17 protein-coding genes and 2 pseudogenes are annotated in these 20,469 nt (G+C 64.2%); 8 read left to right on the top strand and 11 right to left on the bottom strand.

Going from position 1 to position 20,469, the window contains the following annotated elements; translation table 11 throughout:
• Window positions 1-29 precede the first annotated feature (29 nt).
• The gene (locus tag AC1DDG_RS17510; RefSeq protein WP_476877043.1) at window positions 30-1,238 is read right to left on the bottom strand and encodes a M20 family metallopeptidase; all 1,209 of its coding nucleotides are present in this window, start codon (window positions 1,236-1,238) and stop codon (window positions 30-32) included.
• Entirely contained in the window at window positions 1,235-2,653 is a 1,419-nt protein-coding gene (locus tag AC1DDG_RS17515) for an MFS transporter (RefSeq protein WP_476877044.1), read from the bottom strand. Before AC1DDG_RS17515 ends, AC1DDG_RS17510 begins: the two co-directional genes overlap by 4 nt.
• Before the next feature lie 113 nt (window positions 2,654-2,766).
• On the opposite strand from AC1DDG_RS17515, the gene AC1DDG_RS17520 reads away from it, so the two are divergent.
• A complete protein-coding gene (locus AC1DDG_RS17520; RefSeq protein WP_476877045.1) occupies window positions 2,767-3,786 on the top strand; it encodes an Lrp/AsnC family transcriptional regulator in 1,020 nt (339 codons plus the stop codon).
• Between the two features lie 28 nt (window positions 3,787-3,814).
• Here the strand turns inward: AC1DDG_RS17520 and AC1DDG_RS17525 are convergent, their stop codons facing one another.
• The gene (locus AC1DDG_RS17525) at window positions 3,815-4,450 is read right to left on the bottom strand and encodes a dihydrofolate reductase family protein (protein WP_476877046.1); all 636 of its coding nucleotides are present in this window, start codon (window positions 4,448-4,450) and stop codon (window positions 3,815-3,817) included.
• A gap of 526 nt (window positions 4,451-4,976) precedes the next feature.
• Between AC1DDG_RS17525 and arfB the strand changes: the two genes are divergently transcribed.
• The 3 genes from arfB to AC1DDG_RS17540 all read left to right on the top strand — a co-directional run bounded on the left by arfB (window position 4,977) and on the right by AC1DDG_RS17540 (window position 6,707).
• A complete protein-coding gene (gene arfB, locus AC1DDG_RS17530) occupies window positions 4,977-5,399 on the top strand; it encodes an alternative ribosome rescue aminoacyl-tRNA hydrolase ArfB (RefSeq protein ID WP_476877047.1) in 423 nt (140 codons plus the stop codon).
• 237 nt (window positions 5,400-5,636) lie between these two features.
• The gene (locus AC1DDG_RS17535) at window positions 5,637-6,260 is read left to right on the top strand and encodes a hypothetical protein (protein WP_476877048.1); all 624 of its coding nucleotides are present in this window, start codon (window positions 5,637-5,639) and stop codon (window positions 6,258-6,260) included.
• Window positions 6,261-6,281: 21 nt separating this feature from the next.
• Window positions 6,282-6,707 (top strand): beta-keto acid cleavage family enzyme, encoded by a 426-nt coding sequence (locus AC1DDG_RS17540; RefSeq protein WP_476877049.1) that lies wholly within the window; start codon window positions 6,282-6,284, stop codon window positions 6,705-6,707.
• Between the two features lie 108 nt (window positions 6,708-6,815).
• Here the strand turns inward: AC1DDG_RS17540 and AC1DDG_RS17545 are convergent, their stop codons facing one another.
• From AC1DDG_RS17545 to AC1DDG_RS17555, 3 genes are all read right to left on the bottom strand, one after another.
• On the bottom strand, window positions 6,816-7,850 hold the full coding sequence (locus AC1DDG_RS17545) for an LLM class flavin-dependent oxidoreductase (protein ID WP_476877050.1): 1,035 nt from the start codon (window positions 7,848-7,850) through the stop codon (window positions 6,816-6,818).
• On the bottom strand, window positions 7,847-8,497 hold the full coding sequence (locus AC1DDG_RS17550) for an alpha/beta hydrolase (RefSeq protein WP_476877051.1): 651 nt from the start codon (window positions 8,495-8,497) through the stop codon (window positions 7,847-7,849). The genes AC1DDG_RS17545 and AC1DDG_RS17550 overlap by 4 nt, the downstream gene beginning before the upstream one ends.
• A 250-nt stretch (window positions 8,498-8,747) precedes the next feature.
• A complete protein-coding gene (locus AC1DDG_RS17555; RefSeq protein WP_476877052.1) occupies window positions 8,748-9,686 on the bottom strand; it encodes a LysR substrate-binding domain-containing protein in 939 nt (312 codons plus the stop codon).
• A gap of 239 nt (window positions 9,687-9,925) precedes the next feature.
• Here AC1DDG_RS17555 and AC1DDG_RS17560 point away from each other — a divergent pair, with 239 nt between their 5' ends.
• The 3 genes from AC1DDG_RS17560 to AC1DDG_RS17570 all read left to right on the top strand — a co-directional run bounded on the left by AC1DDG_RS17560 (window position 9,926) and on the right by AC1DDG_RS17570 (window position 13,445).
• Window positions 9,926-11,044: a PrpF domain-containing protein gene (locus AC1DDG_RS17560; RefSeq protein WP_476877053.1), complete on the top strand. Its 1,119-nt coding sequence runs from the start codon at window positions 9,926-9,928 to the stop codon at window positions 11,042-11,044.
• 13 nt (window positions 11,045-11,057) lie between these two features.
• Window positions 11,058-12,506, top strand: a complete 1,449-nt coding sequence (locus AC1DDG_RS17565) for an SLC13 family permease (protein ID WP_476877054.1) — start codon at window positions 11,058-11,060, stop codon at window positions 12,504-12,506.
• A gap of 126 nt (window positions 12,507-12,632) precedes the next feature.
• The gene (locus tag AC1DDG_RS17570) at window positions 12,633-13,445 is read left to right on the top strand and encodes an MBL fold metallo-hydrolase (protein WP_476877055.1); all 813 of its coding nucleotides are present in this window, start codon (window positions 12,633-12,635) and stop codon (window positions 13,443-13,445) included.
• A gap of 229 nt (window positions 13,446-13,674) precedes the next feature.
• Here the strand turns inward: AC1DDG_RS17570 and AC1DDG_RS17575 are convergent, their stop codons facing one another.
• The 5 genes and pseudogenes from AC1DDG_RS17575 to AC1DDG_RS17595 form a co-directional block, all read right to left on the bottom strand.
• The gene (locus tag AC1DDG_RS17575) at window positions 13,675-15,252 is read right to left on the bottom strand and encodes a Na+/H+ antiporter (protein ID WP_476877056.1); all 1,578 of its coding nucleotides are present in this window, start codon (window positions 15,250-15,252) and stop codon (window positions 13,675-13,677) included.
• Between the two features lie 58 nt (window positions 15,253-15,310).
• Window positions 15,311-15,673 (bottom strand): nuclear transport factor 2 family protein, encoded by a 363-nt coding sequence (locus tag AC1DDG_RS17580; RefSeq protein ID WP_476877057.1) that lies wholly within the window; start codon window positions 15,671-15,673, stop codon window positions 15,311-15,313.
• A 5-nt stretch (window positions 15,674-15,678) separates the two neighbouring features.
• Window positions 15,679-16,695: pseudogene (locus AC1DDG_RS17585) on the bottom strand (aldo/keto reductase).
• Between the two features lie 20 nt (window positions 16,696-16,715).
• On the bottom strand, window positions 16,716-17,600 hold the full coding sequence (locus AC1DDG_RS17590; protein WP_476877058.1) for an aldo/keto reductase: 885 nt from the start codon (window positions 17,598-17,600) through the stop codon (window positions 16,716-16,718).
• Window positions 17,601-17,684: 84 nt separating this feature from the next.
• Entirely contained in the window at window positions 17,685-19,283 is a 1,599-nt protein-coding gene (locus AC1DDG_RS17595) for an MFS transporter (protein WP_476877069.1), read from the bottom strand.
• Window positions 19,284-19,754: 471 nt separating this feature from the next.
• Between AC1DDG_RS17595 and AC1DDG_RS17600 the strand changes: the two are divergent.
• Window positions 19,755-20,448, top strand: a pseudogene (locus AC1DDG_RS17600) (histidine phosphatase family protein).
• Window positions 20,449-20,469: the final 21 nt, after the last annotated feature.

Consider the following 20,469-nt stretch of genomic DNA (forward strand, 5'->3'; position numbering starts at 1 on the left):
CTGGGCCGTGACGGGACCAGAGATCCCTACTACTCCTCCGTTCGTCGGAGCAGCCGCTCCCTCTGCTCCGGGTCCAGGGCCGCAGCACACGCAGCAGCGGCCAGGCCGAACGCGCCGTCAATGACAGCCTTATCCGCACCCGCCGAAGCGCCGAAGGCGGCGAACTCTGCGGTGTGGTGTGCGGCGCCCCGCACGTCGTAGCCGATCATGGGGTGAATGCTCGGCACGAGCTGCGACACGTTTCCCATGTCCGTGGAGGCCACTGGCTGGGCGTTGAATGCAACTTCCCTGCCCTTGACCGTCATCGCCGCCCGGTAGGCCTCTGACAGGAACGCGTCCTGACGGAGTTCTGCGTAGTCGTTGCCCGTGGGTGTGACCTGAAGGGTGCTGCCGCTCGCATGGGCACCGGCTTCAAGGCAGCGCCTCACCTTGTCCTGGATCAGCCGCAGGTTGTCGATGCTGGCGGCCCGCATTTCAATGTTGGCCCGGGCCCGCTCTGGGATGACATTGACGGCGCTCCCGCCTTCCGTCACGATCAGCGAAACGATCGAACCAGCAGGGAGTTGCTGCCGGGCCAGGGCAATGGCGGTCTGCGCGACTACGAGCGCATCGAGGGCATTGACACCTTCCGAAGGAGCCGCGGCGGCATGGGCGGGACGACCCTCGAAAAGCACGTCCCACATGCACATGGCCAAGGACGAACCACCCACCACGTCCGTTGCCGCAGCGTGCGCCATCATGGCCAGCGATACGTCGTCAAAAAAGCCCTCGTCTATCAAGTCCACTTTGCCGCCGGTGGTCTCTTCCGCGGGCGTTCCGAGCACTTTGACGGTGAGGCCCAGTTCGTCGGCCACCGCCGTCAGCGCCAGCGCCGCCCCCACCGCGCTGGCCGCGTTCACGTTGTGCCCGCAGGCATGACCGATGGCGGGCAACGCGTCGTACTCAACGCAGAGTGCCACCACAAGCTCGCCGGATCCGAAACGCGCGCTGAATGCCGTGGGCTGCGCAGGCTGCGGGGCATCGAAGCTGAACCCGGCCATCCGCAGTACACGCCTCACGCGCTTGGCGGCACGGAATTCGTGGGCACCAAGCTCCGGATCCGCATGGATGGCGTGGCTCAGATCCAGGATCTCCGGCTTCCGGCGCTTCACGGCGGCCTCGAGGGCGGTTTCGATGTCGCCCCGGGATACGGGGACGACGGCGGCCCCTCGCCTATCGATGTTGACTCCAGTGATCATGCCGCCACCTCGGCAGCCTGGCGCCTGCGGTAGCCTGCACCCGCGGCGGCGGCCATCAGAGCCGCCGCTGCCAGGGCGCCCCAGATGGACAATAGCCCGGGCTCTGTGATGTGCCCGGACTCGGCCGAAGCTGAGGAGATGAGCTTGACCACCGCAGCGCCCACCGCGATGCCGACGGACAAGGCCAACTCATTGAGCCCGGCCGCCGTCGAGGTCTCCTCCACGGGGACGCCTTCGACGGACAGTGCGCGGGTTCCGGCCTGGTACACCCCCAGGCTCAGGTTGAACATGGCAAAGCCGACGCAGTAGCCCGGTAGCGATCCGTGGGCCACCACCATCACCAGGAAGCCGCCGGCCAGCAGGACACCGGCGAAGACGAGGGTGGCGCGTTCGCCGAACTTCCTGAGCGCCTTGGCCGTCAGCAGTGAGGAAGCCAGGGAAAGAACCGAGGCCAATGCAAGGACAATCGCTATCATCAGCGGGCTCAGGCCGAATCCGTAACCGGTCTTGTCCGGGTTGGAATGCAGGAAAATGCCGTTGGTACCGAAGTAGCTGATGGACGCGAAGCCGAAGAAAAATGTGGCGAGCGAGACAGTGCGGATCCGCGGATTCACCAGCATCCGCAGGTCCATAAACCTGCGGCCCTCGGTGGCGCTGAAGTCCCGCTTGGCCCAGTACGCCAGCAGGGCAATCCCTGCCACGCCGGCCGCCAGCGTCCTGGCGTCGAGCCAACCCCATTCAGGCGCCATCGAGAGCGCCACGACAAAACCAATCAGCCCAAGTGAGCAAGCCAGGAGCGGCGCCAGGGCGATGCCCTCACGCGTCGGAATCCCGGCGTCGGGCAGTACGAACGAACAAACAAAGGCGACCACGGCGAGCGGTACCGCCACCCAGAAGCCGAGCGTCGGGTCGGTGACACCGATAATGCCGGCAAGAAGCCCGCCGGCTCCCACCATGATCATGAGCACGCCGATCATGACGCTCACGCCGGTGCGCGTGTGGGCTGGGCTGCTGACCCGCAGGATTCCCATCATGAGCGGGATGAAGCCCACCACGCAGGTGAGCATGACGACGCCGAGGGTCACCGTCCACAGCGAGGGCCAAAGCGCCATTTGAAGCACGCCGACCGCCACAACGCCAGTAGACCAGCGCAGCACCAGCCGGTATCCATAGCTGTCGCCGAGCCTCGAAAGAATCGGGGTGAGGACGGCGAAGCTGACATTGGAGATGAGGAAGATGCCGTTGATGGTGGGGTCGTCAATCTCGAAGACGGGTCCCAGCGCGGGCAGGATGGGATTCAGGTACCCCTGTGTGACCCCGCTGAGCGACTCAATGAGTGCCATTGCCAGGATCATTCCCGCAATGGTCGTGGGCCTAGTGGCCGCCATCGGAGGAGGTGCTGTCTTGCTTGCCATATGATTCCTTGTGGTCCAGGGCGTATTTGCCAGTGGTGATGCGAGTCACAACGCTATGCCTCCCGTTTACACTGACTTTGAGATTGTTCGAAACCCACTTGAGGCAGCAAATATTGAACGAATCAGCCATGATCTCGGAGCTTGATCTCGAAATCGTGAATGCCCTACAAATCAATCCACGGGCCGAATGGAGCCGCGTTGCGGACGCCCTGGGCCTGTCCGGGCCCACGGTGGCAAGGCGCTGGAACGCCCTTACTGAGCGGGGACGGGCATGGATCACGCCGGCTCCCGGGCAGCGCTACCTCAGTGCCGGCTGGTCGGCGTTCATCCATCTGTCGTCTCTGCCCAGCGAGGGTGAGGCGCTCATCGAGCGGCTGTGCGCCGAGCCGGCGTTCGGCACCGTCTCGCTGGTCACTGGCTCGCACGACCTCTTTGTGGACTGCTTTGCGTCCAGCCACGACGAACTGATGGACATAGTCACCGGTTCGTTTCCGGGGTTGCCTGGCGTCACGCATCGCGAGGTTGTTTTCGTCACAAAGCTGTACCGGCAAGCATCGGAATGGCGCAGCGGGACGCTGGAACCTGCACGCGCCCGGCTCGTGTCGGCGGAACCACTACCTGAGCAGCCCGCGTACTCTCCGGACCGGCTGGATGCGGCACTGCTGGAAGAGCTCGCCAAGGACGGGCGGGCCAGTTGGGCGGAGCTGGGTGCCGCATGCGGCGTCTCTCCCCAAACAGCACGACGACGCGTGGAACGGTTCCTGGCCACAGGTTACATAGCGCTGCGTTGCGATACGTCGACGGCGGCCCAACAGGGACTGCGGGAAGTCACCTTGGTTCTGAACGTCCCCGCGCACCACGTTGACGACGTCGGCCGCTACTTCGCGGCACTCAGCAACTGCCGCCTCAGCGCCCAAGTTCTTGGCGCGCAGAATCTGCTGGTTACCCTGTGGGTCCGTGACTACCTGGAGGTCCAGGCCTACGAGCGCGAACTGGCCGATCGGGCTCCGGGAAGTGCAGTCATCTCCCGACAGGCCGTCGTGCGGACATTCAAGCGCATGGGCCACGTCCTGGATGAATCAGGCTGCAGCCGCAGCGTGGTGCCGCTGCCGCTGTGGACCGAAGGTCCTTAAGGCGGGACAACTCGAGTTGATTCCCCTGTCACTTGCTGCCCCCGCCCGGCGGACCGCTGAGCACGGTGGGGACGTACTCGAGCAGCTGGAGCCGGCCGTCGAAGGTCCGGCTGTCCACCATCTCGAGCGAAATGTCCGGATAGCCGTCGTAGATCCGCTCCCGCCCGGTGCGCCCCGTGATCACCGGGAAGACGACCACCCGGAACCTGTCCACGAGGCCAGCGGCCAGCAGCGACCGGGAGAGGCTGAGGCTGCCGAGGGTGCTCAAGGGCCCGGCACCGGCCCGTTTCATCTCCGTCACGGGCGCCACCGCGTCACCGGTGACCAGCTTCGAGTTCGGCCACGTCAGGGGCCCCTGCAAGGTGGAAGAGAAGACGACCTTCGGCACGGCGGCAAGGCCAGTCAAGGCGGTGCCCTCATCCTCGGAGAACCCGGAGCCCCCGGCCGCCGCCTCCTGTGACATGCCGGACATCAGCCGATATGTGTTCGCCCCGAGAAGGAAGGTGTAGTCCTTCTCCCCCTCCTGCTCGAGCCAAGCCAGGTATTCCGGCCCCTCCAGGCCCCACCAGCCGGGCCATCCCTCGGCCGAGGCATACCCATCCAGGGAAATGATCAGGTCGACCATCAGTTCCGCTGATGGTGCCTCTGCAGTTGTCTCGCCCATGGCCGGCTCCTCGATCTGATCGACGTCAATGTCCACTGGGCCCCCGGCCAGGACGGCCGGTTCCCGTCCGGGTCTAACCTAGCCAGGCCGAGTCCCTCACGGACACCACGCTGTCCAGGTGCGCCTTCGACGCCCGTGCCGGCAATGCTATCCCTGCAGCGATCAGACGTTCAAGAGACCGCGTTGACCCAGGGAAGGTCCGTGGAGCGCCACGGCCGGGCTGCCCACGCGATCCCCGCCCCAGAGCACCATCCTCGGGCCGAACTGACGAGCCAGGACTGCCGAGTCAGGACTGCGGCTTCCGCAGGGAACCGGGCCCGGACGGCGAAGGACCCCGCAGCACGAGTCAGCGATGCGGGGTCCTTCTAGGTCAATGCCTCTGCGAATGGGGGAACGCGGAGACACTGCAACCAAATTATCGTCAGCAGGCTTAGTTTCCAAATCGCGGGTGCCGCTCCCCCGGTTTGCCGTCGCAACGGACACCCCTATAGCGGTGTATTCGCCCAAGTTGTGCAACGCTGGTTGCATGGATCTGGAAGTGTCGCCCGCGCTTATGATTCCCGCGTCGGAACTGCGCTGGCGGTTCTCGCGTTCGTCCGGGCCAGGCGGTCAACATGTCAACACCTCGGACAGCCGCGTCGAGCTCTCGTGGGACGTCGGCAACTCTGTGGCACTGTCTGACGACAAACGGCAGCTGCTGGTAACGCGTCTCGGGCGACGACTCATCGCCGGCGTGATCACCGTGACCGCATCCGAGCAGCGCTCTCAGCTGCGCAATCGCGAGATCGCCCTGGCCAAGCTCTCCGACCTCGTGGCAGAGGGTCTTGCTCCAGGAGCGGCCCTCCGCCGGGCAACAAAACCCACCCGGGGCTCGAACCGGCGGCGCCTCGCTGCAAAGGAACAGCGTGCGGCGACGAAACGGCAACGACAGCGGCCGTCCGCCGAGTAGCACCGTCCAGTGCACAATTTTCGGCCACGGGGGGGGCCGCGGGAGCGTGTTACCAGGAGCCCTAAGCCTTACGGGAACGCAAGCACCTTGACCGGCCACGGGCCTGAGTCCAATATTGAGTCACCGCACCTGAGGAGTCGAGCCGGCGGGCCCGCGGAGGTGATATGCGGACCGCCAATACGCACACACCTGCTTGTTGGCCAAGCTCTGCCCTGAGCTCTTCGATAGGAATCCCCAATGGCAATCGTTCAGGCAATTGAGTACGTCGGAGACATCGCTGCTGCCGTCGATGAAACCGCAAAGAAGGTTGCTTCGGCCGCGCAAGAGGTTGAAAAGACATTGAAGGCGGTCTACGAGGCGGTCGACACCGATGACACGGTCGCGATACGCATGGCGAACTTGACGAACTACTCGTTCCTACTGACGAAAGAAGCGCACAAGCAAGGCAAATGGGCGGACGACCCAGGTCTCGGGCAGAATGTCCTACCCCCTGCCCAGATTGACGCGTGGCAGCTGGCCGGGTGTTTGACAAAGGATTCCGGCCTACTGACTGGCACAAAGGGAAAGCTCCACTACACAACTGAAGTCGGGGGCGACAAGCATTTCGGAGTTTTCCACTGGGACAACCCTGGGCCAGTCTCGCTCCAACAGAATGACGCGTGGGCTGTATCGGGCAAGCTGGATTTCGAGAACGGGAAGCTCGTCATCACCTGGCCTCCGACCCTGGACTCGGACGTCATTAAGGTGATGGCTTTTATCTCACCGGAGAACAAGGCGCGTGCCCTCTACGTGATTGTTAGCACCGACCTCTCGCCGGAGGCAGAAGAACATCTCACATCGAAGCTCCAATTGGTCAATTGAGCGCCGTGACTGGCCAGCCTGGTGTACGTCTTCTGCGGACAGGGCCGGATTCCCTGCTTAACGTTGCATTCCCGTGGCCTGGCCAAGGGACCGATGTTTGTGCAGTCAGTCTTCGGCCTGCTCGGCGGCATCGGCGGCCACCCTGAAGACCTGATGCACATGCGACGCACGGCAGACCGTCTTTTGGGCCAGGACTATGAGTGGTCCATCCTCGGAGCGGGTAAAAACCAGATGCCACTGGCCACCATCGGCGCTGCCATGGGCTCCCACGTCCGGGTCGGACTGGAAGACTCCCTGTGGATCGGACCGGGCAAGCTCGCCAGCTCCAACGCCGAGCAGGTCACCCGCATCCGCACCATCCTGGAAGCGCTCAACTTTGAGATCGCAACCCCCGATGAAGCCCGACAAATGCTCGGCCTCAAGGGCAAGGACAACGTCGGGTTCTGACGGCGCACATAAGGGCAGCCAACGTGGATAAGACATACAACTCTGCGGGATGCTGACTGAACCAGCCGGAAGCGCCACTTTGTAGCTGTCCGGATTCCGCGGGAATCCCTATTGCTTCAGCGCCGCGCGGACAGCGGGCAGCACCTCGGTCGCGAGCAGCCCGATGGAGCGCAGGGTCGCCGCCTGCGACAAGCCGCCCAGACCGACCTGGGCGAGGAAGCGAGTATGGCCCAGAATCTCGTGCTCCCAAAGGATCTTGTCGATGATTTCGGCCGGGCTGCCAGCGAATAGCGCGCCGCGCGGGCCCGCCCAGGCCTCGAAGCCTGCACGATCGAGCCGCCCCGTGCGCGGCATGTTCTGGCCGATGTATGACGAATAGTGCGGGAAGAACGTGTCCTTCGCTCCCTGCGAGGTCTCCTCGACGTAGAAGTGCGAGGTCACTCCGATCTGACCAGGCATCTGGCCTGCCTCTGCGGCGGAGCGCCGATACAGTTCGGCCAGGGGTGCGAACCGCTCCGGTCCGCCGAGGATCGCCAGGTACAACGGCAGCCCCAGCTTTCCGGCACGCACCGCCGAGGCAGGCGTCCCGCCGACCGCAGCCCAGATCGGCAGAGCTGCCTGGGCCGGTCGCGGCCAGATTCCTGCATCTCTCAGCGGCGGACGGGTGGTTCCGTTCCAGGTGACGGGGTTTTCGTCGCGGATCCGCAGCAGCAGCTCGAGCCGGTCCTCGAAGTACTCGTCGTAGCGCTCCAGCGGCTGGCCGAAGAGCGGGAAGGACTCCAGGTAGGCGCCGCGTCCGGCGGTGATTTCGGCGCGCCCGGCGCTGATGAGATCTAGCGTCGCGAAGTCTTCGAAGACGCGGACGGGATCGGCGCTTGAGAGTACGGTGACTGTGCTGGTCAGGCGGATTCGCGTGGTCTGCGCGGCCGCTGCGGCCAGCAGGACCGGGGGCGAGGACACCGCGAAATCCTCCCGGTGGTGCTCGCCGACGCCGAAGACATCCAGCCCGGCCTCGTCGGCGACCCGCGCCCATTCAAGGATGTCGCGGGTACGCGCACCGGCATCCATCGGCTTTCCCTCGGCGTTGCGGGTGAGCTCGCCGAAGGTGAAGATGCCGATCTCGAACGGGGTGGCGGCGCTCATGCTCGGGCCACCGCCTGGGGACCGACCTCGGCGGCGAGGAAGCCGCGCACGTCGTCAAGCTCGGTTGCATTGATGCCATGAGCCAGTCCCGGATAGACCCGCTCGATCAGCGAGGTGTGCCGTGGAAGGTACTCGCTGCTGCGGGTGATCGCAACGGGGGCAATGACTCCGTCTTCGGAGCCTCGGCCCCAGAACAGGCTCGGGCGACTGCCGCGAAGCGTCTCGTCGCCCGGCTGTGGTGCGCCCAGCACGAATCCGCCCAGCACGACGGGGGCCACCACCCGTTCGGGCCGCGCGCGCAGCAGCTGGCTGGCCATGAGCCCTCCCTGCGAGAACCCGATGGGCACGAGGTGGGTGCCGGGGTCCACGTTTGTCTCGACCCAGGCCCAGATGGCGTCGGTTGCTTTCTCCACCGGCCCGGCCTCGGGGTTTCCGGGGGTGGTGATCGAGAACCATGCCGCCCCGCCATTGCCGAGCTCAATCGGTGCCCGCAGGGATGCCCAGGGCAGGTTCAGCCCAAGCGCCGGCGCCAGCGAGCCCAAATCGTGCTCGTTGGAGCCGAATCCATGCAGGAAGAGCGCGACCGCCTCGGGAACCGGATTGGTGGCCCAGCCGTGCGAGCGCACGTCGCGCAGTGTGGTGTTCATTCTGAGGATCAGCTCCTGGGGCTAAGGGGATCCGGAATCGGCGTGCGGCTCGGGCGCCGCCCGGATCCGCGGGAGGTATGGAACGAACGGCCATCACCGGCCACAGGCACGGTGGCGGGCAGTTGACCGCCTTCTACGATACACTCGATTACTTGCAGCTTCAACTAAATGAACCGGATCGGCCGCCTGTCCAGGCTGTCCGCAACCACGGGGCAAGCAGTCTGCCGGCATTGAGCCCCATGCCATGCGATTAGAGATAATCGCGGGCTCGCTCGCGGGCAATTTCCAGGAGCGTGGTGTGGAATGCGACCTCTGACGGGGCGTAGACCTTGTCTTGGCGTTGGGCCAGCAATACCCGTCGCAGTGGGGCAACAGAACCGAGACTGAGCACCTTGACGTCAGGGTGCTGGAGGGCCACGGCAGTTTTGGGCACCATGGCCACGCCCATTCCAACGCTGACCATGGCCTGTGCCTCTTGGTAATCGTTGGCCAGGAAGCCAATGGTCGGCTCGAACCCGGCATCGTGGGCGGAACGTTGAAGGACCTCCACCACCGGGTGGGCCTCCGCGCGAACTATCCACGACTCCTTTCGCAGGTCCTCCATCTTCACCTCATCCCGGTCGGCGAGTGGGTGCCCGCGGGCTACCAGGATTACAGTGCTTTCCTGGAAGACTTCTGTTACTCGGATGGAATCGTCTTGGAACCGATTCCAGGGATAGTCCCAGAGCAGGCACAATCCGGTGACTCCTGCCTCGAGGTCCGACACAAGTTCGTCAAAGCGCGCGCTTCGCACCGAGAGTCCGATTGCCGGGTATCGCTTCTTAAAGGCGCGGATAACAACGGGCAGGAAAGACCCTGCCAACGTCGGAAACGTACCGACGGTCAAAGAGCCGCGTCTGAGACCGGCGATCTGGTCCAGGTCGGACTGTGCTGCCCGCATCTGCCCTACGATCTTGCGGGCGTGCCCAGCCAGCACCTGGCCAGCCTCGGTAGGCACAACCCCACGGGAGCGGCGGTTGAGCAGCGGCTGCCCCACCTCCTGTTCGAGTTTCCGCAGCTGCTGGGAAACTGCCGACGGGGTGTACATCATCAACTCAGCCGCAGCAGTGATCGATCCCTGCTCGACGACCTCCACCAGCAGGGCCAAGCGACGGATGTCGAACAAATTCTGCCCTTCATCGTTAAGCAATGGTTCACCCTTCTGTTCGTTTAGTTCAATCTATGCAATCACGAGGATATCTGCGTGACAGCGGGGACACATCTGGTCCAAGAAGGTCCGGAAAATGGAACTTTGGGCGTTGAATGCCAATGACTTAAGTATATCTACATCCCCCCTCAAAAATTGAACATTGTCTTCATTTGTGATCCGGCTCATTCTTTTATCAGGCCCCTGACCAAAGCGCGGCACGGAGAGATGTAGGAAACACGATGAAGATAGAAGCTGAATGGATGCGCGGAGGCACCAGCAAGTGCTGGGTCTTCGAAACGGAGCACCTGGACGAAACCCGCACCAGCCTGGACGATCTGCTTCCCCGGCTGTTCGGGAGTCCCGACCCCAGACAGATTGACGGTGTCGGCGGAGCAACTTCGACAACCAGCAAAGCGATGATCCTTCGCCGGACGCCCGACAAGGATGTTGACGTCGAGTTCACCTTCGCTCAGGTCGGCATCGAAGAGGCGGCAGTGGACTGGGGGAGCAACTGCGGGAACTGCTCCGCGGTTGTCGGCCTTTACGCGATCGAAAAGGGATGGGTGATCCCCCACGGAGACGTCACCCGGATCGTCACCCGCAACACCAACACCGGCCAGATCATCGTCCAGCGGGTCGCCACTCCCGCAGGGGCCCTGCCCATCGTTCCGGAAGCTCAGATGCCCGGGGTTGCGTTTCCCGGCTACCGGGTCGGTCTCGGCTTCCAGGATCCAGCGGGCAAGACCACAGGAGAATTGCTGCCCACCGGTGCAGCGACAGACACGATAACCGCTGGTGGAACACGCTGGACTGTTTCAATGGTCGACGCCGGAGCGCCGGTTGTGATGGTCCGTGCTGAAGAGCTCGGCCTGGACCCAGCCCGGTACGACAGCTGGGTCGCCGGGGTGGAATTGCAGCTGGAAACTTTGGAGCATATCCGTCGACAGGCCGCCGTCCGGATGGGGCTGGTACAAACAACGGCAGAAGCTGCCCGAGCCATCCCCAAGCTCGCGATTGTCGCCTCCCCTACCAAGTCGGACGCGGACAGCGACGTCAACGTCATGATGCTCTCGATGGGCAAGCCCCACCCGGCGCTGGCCATCACCGGCAGCATCGCCTTGACTCTCGCCGCCGGCACCCCGGGCACCGTACTAAACAGCATCACGGGCGACACTCTGCAGCCCACGCTGAGACTACGCACTCCTGCAGGGGTGATCGAGACCTGGAGCGAGGAGCGCGACGGGACCCTGCTGGTCGGCGTCGACCGAACGGCCCGCACCATCGCCACCACCATCATCCACGTCCCGGAGGCTCTCGGCAGCGCTGCCGAAGCCTCACTAGCATCAGCCACTCAATGAGGAGCCACCAATCATGACTAAGACTATTTACCAGCCTGCTCCCGAGGCAGAGAGCAGAATCCGGGAAGACCGTCCCAAGCGCCCCAACCGTCGCCGCCGTATCCTGCTGATATCGGTAGCCGCGATCGCGATCCTCGGTCTGGTTGGCCTCGTGTTCGGGGGAGCCATTTTCAACCCCGCGGCCACCCCGGAATCGGAGTCGCCCATGACCGCTACCCAGATCATCCCGCTCGTCATACTTGTCGTGATGTTCGTCGTCGCCACGAAATGGCCACTGAACATCGGGGTGATGGGGCTGGTGGCGTCGTTCGGCGTCGGCTACTTCATGCTCGGAATGAGCGACAAGGAGATCCTCCAGGAATTCCCGGCCAGCATCGTTCTGACGATCATCGGCGTCACCTACTTCTTCAGCATGGCCCAGCGGAACGGGACCATCGACATCATCGTGCAGACCTGTGTGCGCCTCGTCAGGGGCAAGACACTGCTGCTCCCCTGGGTGTTCTTTCTTATGGCTGCTGCGCTGACCTCATTAGGCACCTTCTCCCCCGCCGCCGTCGCACTTCTCGCACCTGCAGCCATCGGCTTCGCCTACGAATCGCGCATCCACCCCGTACTCATGGGCGCGTTCATCATCAACGGAGCCCACGCGGGCGGGTTCTCCCCACTGTCCGTTGCCGGCGTGCTGGTACACGACATCGCGCTGAAAAACGGCTTCCCCATCTCCCAGGGCGGACTCTTTGCCGCCAGCTTCGCCCTCAACCTCATCCTTTCAGCCCTGACGGTCGTACTGTTTGCCCTCCTGGGCAAACTGCGCGACGGCGAAGGCACCCAGCACGTCGACGCTGACGCGCCCCGCACCACGCGTCCGCACGGCCAGCAAATCCTCACGCTGGTGCTGATCGCTGCGATGCTCGTCTGCACCCTGGGCTTCCACATGCCGATCGGCTTTGTCGCCCTCTCTGCCGGCCTCCTCCTGGCACTGATCAACATCAAAGAACACCGGACCTTCATCAGCGGCATCTCCTGGTCTACCGTCCTGCTGGTGGCCGGCATGATCACCTACGTCTCACTGCTCCAACACGTCGGCGTCATCGACACCCTCGCCCAACAAGCCCTCGCCCTGGGCGCGCCCCTGCTGATCGCCCTGGTCCTCTGCTACGTGATTGGCGTCGGCTCAGCCTTCGCCTCCTCCACGGCATTGCTGACCGCATTCATCCCCCTGGCCGGTCCCCTCTTGGCGTCCAGTTCACTGAGCGCTTCGGGCACCGTCGCCGCACTCGCAATCGCCGCGACAGTGGTGGATGTCTCCCCCTTCTCCACCGACGGTGCCCTCGTTGTCGCCAACGCCCGGGAGAACGACCGCCAACGCGTCTACAAGCAGCTGATGATGTACGCCGGTGGAGTGGTCCTGGTTGCCCCCGCACTGGCATGGGCCCTGTTGGTTCCGACTGGAATCATGTGACCCGTGCACCAACTCAATTGATACCGCAACGAGTTCCCTTCCTAGGACACTTTCGCGTGCCATAGTCTGGGCACGCCAGCCTGCGGCCGAAGGCGGGAAGCACACAACGCTTAGAAGGGACCGACCATGCTGATCTGCGCAACCTGCGCTGTCGAACGCGACGAACCTGCCCCGGGGGTCTGCCCGATCTGCAGCGATGAGCGGCAGTATGTGCCCGAGGACGGACAAAAGTGGCTCACGCTGGACGGGCTGGCGCAGGAGGGCCAGCAGACATTGCTGAAGCAGAATGAGCCGGGACTTGTCGGGATCGAGACGGAGCCAAAAGTTGGGATCGGCCAGACCGCTCAGCTTGTGGTGACACAGGAGGGTTCGCTGCTGTGGGATCCGGTCGGATATGTCGATGACAACGCTGTGCAGGCAGCACTCGAGCGCGGCCCGGTCCTGGCGATCGCCGCCAGCCATCCGCACATGTTCGGTGTGCAGGTCGAATGGTCGCATCGGCTCGGTGGCGTCCCTGTACTTGTGGCGGACGCAGACCGGCGATGGCTGGGGCGCAACGATCCGGTCATCGAATACTGGTCCGGCAGTCAAACCATCGCCGAAGGGTTGACACTGCACCAAACCGGAGGGCACTTCCCGGGCAGCGCGGTGGTGCACTGGGCTGCAGGAGCGGGCGGCCGAGGAGTTCTGCTGACCGGTGACAGCGTGTTTCCGAACCCAGACCGTCGCTCCATCGCATTCATGCGCAGCTACCCGAATCGCTTGCCGCTTTCCGGCGCAGTGGCGTTGCGAATCGCCGCGCAGCTGGAAGAGCTCAAGTTCGACCGGATCCACGGCAACTTCAACAATGTAATCGCGTCGGGAGCCAAGGCCGTTCTGCACGATTCCGCCCAACGGCACGCTGCGTGGGCGCGAGGAGACTTCGACCATTTGACCTGAACCGTCCATTTCCCCTTGAGCGTTAGTTTGGGATCGAAGGCGGTGGAGGACTCAAATCTCTCGTGCGGCGCAGCGATTGGATCCAGTCACACGTCGCCAGCGAATTGGGCCGGCGGGTTTTTGGTTGTCGGCGCATTGGGTTCGATGTTCATGATTTCCTTACTTGCTGGTGTTTCCGCCAGCGGTGAGCACGGCTGCCGTGATGAGCTGCGATCAGTTCCGAGGACTGTCAGTCGTATGTTTCGACGCCGGTCAGGCGTTGTTCTTCGACATCAAGCCTGGTCTGAAGTCGCCGGGCGACGCTGTCATCGACCGTGCCAGCGAGGCGGAGCCCCAGAAGTGCTTCGCGTTTCCTGTCGAGTAGGGCTTGGCGGAGCGTCGTTTCTTCCTGATGTTGCTTGGTGGTCTCGGGAACGGAACCACCTTTCAGAGCCTGTATGACTGACAGATGGGATCGATATTCGTCCGCGACGCGGACGTGGACTTCTGCGCTGGTCCTGAGTTCGTGGGCGAGTTCGTCAACGGCGGAGACGGCGGCGGCAGCAATGGCCAGTTCGGCCAGGCGGAGTTCCTCCTCTTCAGGTTCATCGGGAAGCTTGGCCCAACGGACTACGGCGGGCAGCAGAGGGCCTTGGACGAGCATGGTCAGCACTATGACGCCGGCGCTGATGAAGATGATGTCCTCGCGTCCCGAGAGCGGGGTGCCGTCATTAAGCGCCGATGGCACGGAGAGCGCGATCGCGAGGGAAACCGCCCCGCGGAAGCCAGCAATGGAGCTCACGACCCGGGCCCGGTAGGTCATCCGGCGCTGGCGTTGGGAGGGGCGCCTGTCCAGAATTCGGGTGACGGCGACACTCACGGTCTGGAACACGAACCGGATGATGATGAGCACCAGCCAAACGGCAACCGTGGTTAGCAGGAGCCGTCCCACGTCCTGAGGGTTGATTTCGTGCACGGCAGCCTGCACCTGAAGGCCGATGAGCACGAACAAGGCGCCGTTCAAAAGGTAGGAACCGAGAGGCCATGCGGATTCGGTCTGGCGACGCGATGCTGCCGTGCTGATCCTGCTGGAGGTGAAGGAGATGATCAACCCGGCGACTACGACGGCCAGCACGCCCGAGGCTTCAACGGCTTCGGCGAGCAGGAAAGCAGCGAACGGAGTGATCAGCAGGGCAATGTTGATGATGAGCGGGTCGCGTAGCCGGACCAACAGCAGGTAGGCCGCACCTGCGACCACGATTCCGGCGACCGCCCCTCCAACGTAGGAGATGGCGAACAGGCCAGCGATATTGACCGGCGAGTAGCTGCCGCCACGTGCCGCACCCACGGCTATGGCGTACAGCACCAGGGCTGTGCCGTCATTGGTCAGGCTCTCGGCCTTGAGCAGCATGAAGTTTCTGCGAGGCAGCATCCGTCCAAGCGCTGCGACCGCCGTCGCGTCCGGAGGAGCCAGAGCCGCCCCGAGGATGAGTGCGGCACTCCATGGCACACCAAAAAGGCTTGCTACACCCGCCACGGCGAGAGCGGTGGCAACCACCAGCAGAGTGCTGAGCAAGACGATGCCGCGCAGGTCCCGCCGGATCGAGCGGAGCGAGGTGGTCAGGCTTTCCCAGAACAGCATGACCGGCAGGAAGATCAGCAGCACCGTCTCCGGTGGAAGCTCGATCTGCCGCAGTTGCGGAATGAAGCCAAGGACAAGGCCGAAAACCAGCAGCAGCAAGGGTGCGGCGACACGGACGCGGGGAGCCAGGATCGCGCCCGAGAGCACGGTCACACCCAGGAGCACGACGGTTTCCAGGCCGTCCATGACATCTCCTTTCGATTGTGTTCTATTGCGCTCGCCAAACCGACGGGCTGCGTCGGACTTACCAGGTGGATGCGACGGTGCGCGCTACGACCCAATCGTCTCCATGGGGTTCGAACCAGGAACGCAACGTCAGTCGCCACGTGGACCTGGATCCCCAGATCGTGGCGTCGGTGAGTGTGCGGGCGGTCAAACCGGGCGTGGTCCCTTCCGCGCTGACGGTGGCCTCGACTGTTTCCATCCGGTGGTACTGCATCTGGCCGGTTTCGATGGCATCAAGCCATTCCGACTTTGACTGCACGTATCCGGTCATGTGCGTAAGGGTGAATTCGTCGGTCAGGATGCTGGCCAACTCTGCCAAGTCCCCGGCGACCATCGCCTCGCAGAGGGCATCATGGAGTGCTCTCACAGCCGATGCGGTCACGTCTGTCACCTTCGTCGTGCCATTGGGGTGAGTTCCTGGGTACCGTAGCTGTTGTCGTCGGGGTTGACGGTCACTCCGGGCGAGACGAGCTGGTCGATGCGGTCCAGCACATCGGTGCCAGTTTAGTGTCGGCCGCGGGCAAGTAGGACTCGAGCTGTTCCAGGGTGCGCGGTCCGACGATGGCGGCAGTGACGCCGGGGTGGTTGATCACGAACGCGATGGCCAGCTCGATGAGGCTGAGTCCGGTTTGTTCGGCGAGCTGGGCGAGTTCTTCGACGATGTCGAGTTTCCGCTGGTTGGCCGGGCTTGTCATATCGAACCGGGCGTGCGGACGCGCGGAGGAGGTGGGTGCGGACGCTGAGTCTTTGCGCCAGCGCCCTGAGAGCCACCCGCCGCTGAGCGGGCTATAGGTGAGAGTGCCCATGCCGTGGCGTTGCACCGTCGGGAGGATGTCTTCCTCGATGCCCCTCACGAGAATCGAGTAGGGCGGCTGCTCGGTGACGAACCGTTCCAGGTGGCGGTCCCGGGATGCCCACTGGGCTTCGACGATCTGGGATCCCGAGTACGACGAGGTGCCGATGTAACGGACCTTGCCTTGGCGGACGAGATCGGTGAGGGCCCCGAGGGTCACTCGACGTCGGTATCGGGGCTGGGCCGGTGGACTTGGTGGAGGTCGAGGTAGTCGGTGTTCAGGCGCCGGAGGGAGTTCTCGACTTCGCGGATGATCCAGCGGCGGTCCCACCGCGCTGGTTGGGGTCTTCTTCGCTCATTGGCATGAAGAACTTCGTGGCAAGGAACACGTCATCACGCCGACCTTCCAGTGCCTGTCCTACGATTTCTTCGGATGCACCGTCGGAGTAGACGTCGGCGGTGTCGATGAAATTGATGCCCGCGTCGAGGGCGTGGTGGATGATGCGGATGGAATCGGCGGTGTCCTTGTTGCCCCAGGGGCCGAACATCATCGCACGCAGGCACAAGGGACTGACCTGCACGCCTGTGCGGCCGAGGGGACGGCAGTCCATGGTGGTTCCTTGTCTCTGTCTTAAGCTTCGGGGATGACCATCGCGAAGCGCTCTTCGCGGGCCTCGTCGGGGTCCGGTCCGTTGCGGATGCCGGTGTCGAGCGCGTCGATGGCGGCGAGCTGGTCGGCGTTGAGTTCGAAACCGAAGACGTCGAAGTTCTCGCCGATGCGTACCGGATTGGTTGATTTGGGGATGGCTGAACGGCCCTGCTGCAGGTGCCAGCGGAGCATGACCTGCGCCGGGCTCTTGCCGCAGGCTCGCGCGATGGCGGCGATCGTCGGGTCTTCCATCACGTTCCGGCGGTCCTCGCCGCCCCACCCGGGATAGAAGGTGATGCCGCCGATCGGTGACCAGGCCTGGGTAAGGATCCCGTGTTGGGCGTCGGCCGCCTGTACGTCCGGCTGGGTGAAGTAGGGGTGCAGTTCGATCTGGTTCACGGCCGGGATGATGTCGGTCGAGTCGAGCAGTTGCTTCAGGTGGTGGGGCATGAAATTGCTGACGCCGATCGCCCGCGCGCGCCCGTCGGCGAGCAGGGTCTCCAGGGCCTTGTAGGCGGAGATGGTTTTTTCGAACCGGTCGGGGGCGGGCTGGTGCAGGATGAGCAGGTCCAGGTAGTCGACGCCGAGTTTGCCCACCGCCTTCTCCCACGCGTGCAGGGTCTGGTCGTAGCCGTAATCACTGACCCAGATCTTGGTCTCGATGAACACCTCCGAACGATCCAGGCCCGCGTTTCGGATGCCTTCGCCGACCTCCCGCTCGTTGCCGTACGCGGCGGCAGTGTCAATGTGCCGGTAGCCGGTCGCAAGCGCTGCCTCGACGGCCGTAGTGGTCTGCTGCGGGGCGCTTTGGAAGACGCCCAGACCGAGGGCTGGCATCGTGACGCCGTTGTTAAGTGTTAGTTCCATGTCCATGCCTTTCACGGTATTGAGATGCGTGGCGTTGTGGGAGTGCACGTCAGTACCCCCCTTGATGTGGATGGCATTGCTGGTTCAACGGACCTGTTGGACCTGCGGTGCAGGTACGGTCCCGGGCTGTTTCTTTGTGCGGTGGGCGGCAAGATCGGCGGGCAGGATGAAAGCTGCCGTCACGACCAGGGCCAGAAGCAGGAGTATGCTGCCCGTCGTGAGGGCGACGCTGACCTGCGAGGCCAGATGCGCTACGGCGGGACCGCTAGTCGGGACGGTCGCTGCCGCCGCGACCCCAATGCCAAGCCCAAGGCAGGTACCAACCTGGTGAAAGGTGTTCACCAGGCCCGATGCCGCCCCGGCGTCGGCCGCGGGGGCGCCGATGATGCCGAAGGAGGTCAGCGGCGCAAATGCGAGACCTTGGCCCGCGCCAATGAGGACCATCGGCAGGGCCACCCCGGTCACGTCGCCGGAGTCGACACCGACTCGGCTGAGCCAGAACATCCCGGCAAGGGTGAGCAGCACGCCGGCCACGAGTGGAATTGAACCCGGCACTTTGCCCACGAGCCGCGGGATACTCATTGCAACAGCGAAGTTGACTGCGGTCATGGGCAGGAATCCCATGCCGGCCTGCAGCGGGTCAAAGCCAACTACTTCCTGTAGGAACTGCGTGATGAAGAAGAACCCGATCATAGCGCCCAGGTACAGGAAGCGGGCAAGGTAGGCGCCGGTGCGGCGGCGGCTCGCGAACAGACGGAGCGGCATGATCGGCTGGGCAGCCCGGCGTTCAATCAGGACAAACGCGATGAGAAGGAAGACGCCTACGGCGACAGCCGTGAGCGTGGCCGGCGACGTCCAGCCGGCGTCGGCGGTGTTGACGATGCCGAACACGAGAGCGCCGACACCCAGTGTGGCGCTGAGCGCGCCGAATACGTCGAAGCGGCCGCTTGCCCGGCCTGTTTCCGGGATGAACCGCGGTGCGAGGGCGATCATCGCGGCGCCAATGGGTACGTTGACGAAGAACCCGGCCCGCCAGGAGATCCAGTGGGCCAGCGCCCCGCCGATGACCAGCCCGAGACTGGCACCAATCCCTGCGGTAGCGCCGTACAACGCCACAGCACGGGTGCGCCCACGGCCCTCCGGAAGCGTGAGCAGGGACAACGAGGCGGGCGCGACGATCGCAGCCCCAATACCCTGAACGGCGCGGCCGGCGATGGCCCACCAGCCCGACGGCGACAGTCCGATCAGCAGCGACGCGATCGAGAACACCACCAGCCCGAACACGAAAACCCGCCGGCGTCCGAGCAGGTGGGCGCAGATCTCCCCATGAGTGAGCCCCTTGGCGGACAGTGAAATGACCAGGTCATCGAGACCGGACAGCCGGCGCTGCCGTTTCCTGACCAGCTGCGGGGCGAACGAGCCGTCTCGGTCCCGCGGAACCGCGATCTGCACAGGTCCGGCCTCGGTCAGCAGTTCCTTGGACCGTGTGCCGTTTCGCGAGTTCCCGCCGTCCCGCCCAGCGGGATCATGCCGGGCGTAGCCAAGATGATCCTCCATCTCACCTTCCAGCGCCGATTCAACGACGATCTTCGTCAGCCGCGCCAGCAGCCCGCCCTCACCGGTCAGCCGCAGGCCCTCCTCACGGGCCCGCTCGCTCAGCTGCCGCACCAGCTGCTCATCCACCGCGCCCGCCGGAACGGGCCCGGCAACACCCTTCGCCTCATCAACCACATCAGTCACGGCTACCTCCTAATTCTCTGGAGTTACACCGATAAATTTAGTCCCCGTCTCCACAAAAGCCGGGGCTTTTACAAAGAGTGCGGTGCCCTGGTTCTGGGCGCACAGCGCGGGGTAGGTGTGGTCCATCACAACCGATGGCACACGACCCGCTCTGAGATGGCGGGAACTTCTGGATCCGACGCGGAGCGGACACCGGACGTCCTCCATGCGGGGGTCGACTTCGGCCGGGGTTCTGGCCGCCGGTTTCCGGTTTTGCTGCGTCGTCCATTAGCTGGTCAATGCGTGCCGAGTCCGTCTGGGCGGGTTTGAGCCCGTCGGCGTGCTTGAAGTGTTCCGCCAGTGCTTTGTCTGCCTGTTCGACGCGCGACCCGGTACGGTTCACACCGCCATCGAGCGGGTGGTTAGGCTTGGGGGATGGCGACAGTTATTCTCGTGCGGCACGGCCGCACCACAGCCAATGCCACTGGGCTGCTGGCCGGTCGGGCCGTCGGCGTCAGCCTGGACGAGATCGGGCGCGACCAGGCGGCTCTGACCGGAGACCGGCTCGCGGCCGTGCCCGTGGTCGGGGTGGTGTCGAGCCCGCTTGAGCGTTGTCAGCAGACCGCCCAGCTCATCCCTCGATCGCCAGGCTGGCACGCCGTACGCGCCGGTCGATCCCGATCTCACCGAGTGCGATTACGGCCAGTGGCAGGGCCGCACGCTCAGTGATCTCGCGACCGAGGATTTGTGGCCGGTTGTGCAGTCGCGACCGTCCGCCGTCGTCTTTCCCCGCGGTGAATCCATGGCCGCGATGCAGGCTCGGTCGGTGGCAGCGATTCGACGCCACGATGCAGCCTTCGAAGCCGAGTACGGGCCAGGGGCGGTGTGGGTGGCGGTAAGTCACGGTGACATCATCAAGTCAATCCTCGCCGACGCGCTCGGCATGCACCTTGACCTGTTCCAGCGTATTAACGTGGGCCCCGCCTCCGTATCGATCGTGCGCTACGGCGCTAGTCGGCCGAGCGTCTACGCGACCAACACCGATGCGGGTGATCTGTCGTGGCTGTCGAACGGCACCCACTCCGGCGAAGCGCCGGTGGGCGGCGGTGCAGGGCAAAAGGCACCATGAACCTCATGTGCCTAAAATACT

Source organism: Arthrobacter sp. 10L430, from assembly GCF_056395245.1.

Excerpts from the sequence above, each read along its gene's own strand:
- AC1DDG_RS17535 (WP_476877048.1), top strand. The coding sequence starts at position 5,637 with ATGGCAATCGTTCAGGCAATTGAGTACGTCGGAGACATCGCTGCTGCC.
- AC1DDG_RS17510 (WP_476877043.1), bottom strand. The coding sequence starts at position 1,238 with ATGATCACTGGAGTCAACATCGATAGGCGAGGGGCCGCCGTCGTCCCC.
- AC1DDG_RS17560 (WP_476877053.1), top strand. The coding sequence starts at position 9,926 with ATGAAGATAGAAGCTGAATGGATGCGCGGAGGCACCAGCAAGTGCTGG.
- AC1DDG_RS17575 (WP_476877056.1), bottom strand. The coding sequence starts at position 15,252 with ATGGACGGCCTGGAAACCGTCGTGCTCCTGGGTGTGACCGTGCTCTCG.
- AC1DDG_RS17565 (WP_476877054.1), top strand. The coding sequence starts at position 11,058 with ATGACTAAGACTATTTACCAGCCTGCTCCCGAGGCAGAGAGCAGAATC.
- AC1DDG_RS17525 (WP_476877046.1), bottom strand. The coding sequence starts at position 4,450 with ATGGGCGAGACAACTGCAGAGGCACCATCAGCGGAACTGATGGTCGAC.
- AC1DDG_RS17590 (WP_476877058.1), bottom strand. The coding sequence starts at position 17,600 with ATGGAACTAACACTTAACAACGGCGTCACGATGCCAGCCCTCGGTCTG.
- AC1DDG_RS17550 (WP_476877051.1), bottom strand. The coding sequence starts at position 8,497 with ATGAACACCACACTGCGCGACGTGCGCTCGCACGGCTGGGCCACCAAT.
- AC1DDG_RS17545 (WP_476877050.1), bottom strand. The coding sequence starts at position 7,850 with ATGAGCGCCGCCACCCCGTTCGAGATCGGCATCTTCACCTTCGGCGAG.
- arfB (WP_476877047.1), top strand. The coding sequence starts at position 4,977 with ATGGATCTGGAAGTGTCGCCCGCGCTTATGATTCCCGCGTCGGAACTG.
- AC1DDG_RS17515 (WP_476877044.1), bottom strand. The coding sequence starts at position 2,653 with ATGGCAAGCAAGACAGCACCTCCTCCGATGGCGGCCACTAGGCCCACG.
- AC1DDG_RS17570 (WP_476877055.1), top strand. The coding sequence starts at position 12,633 with ATGCTGATCTGCGCAACCTGCGCTGTCGAACGCGACGAACCTGCCCCG.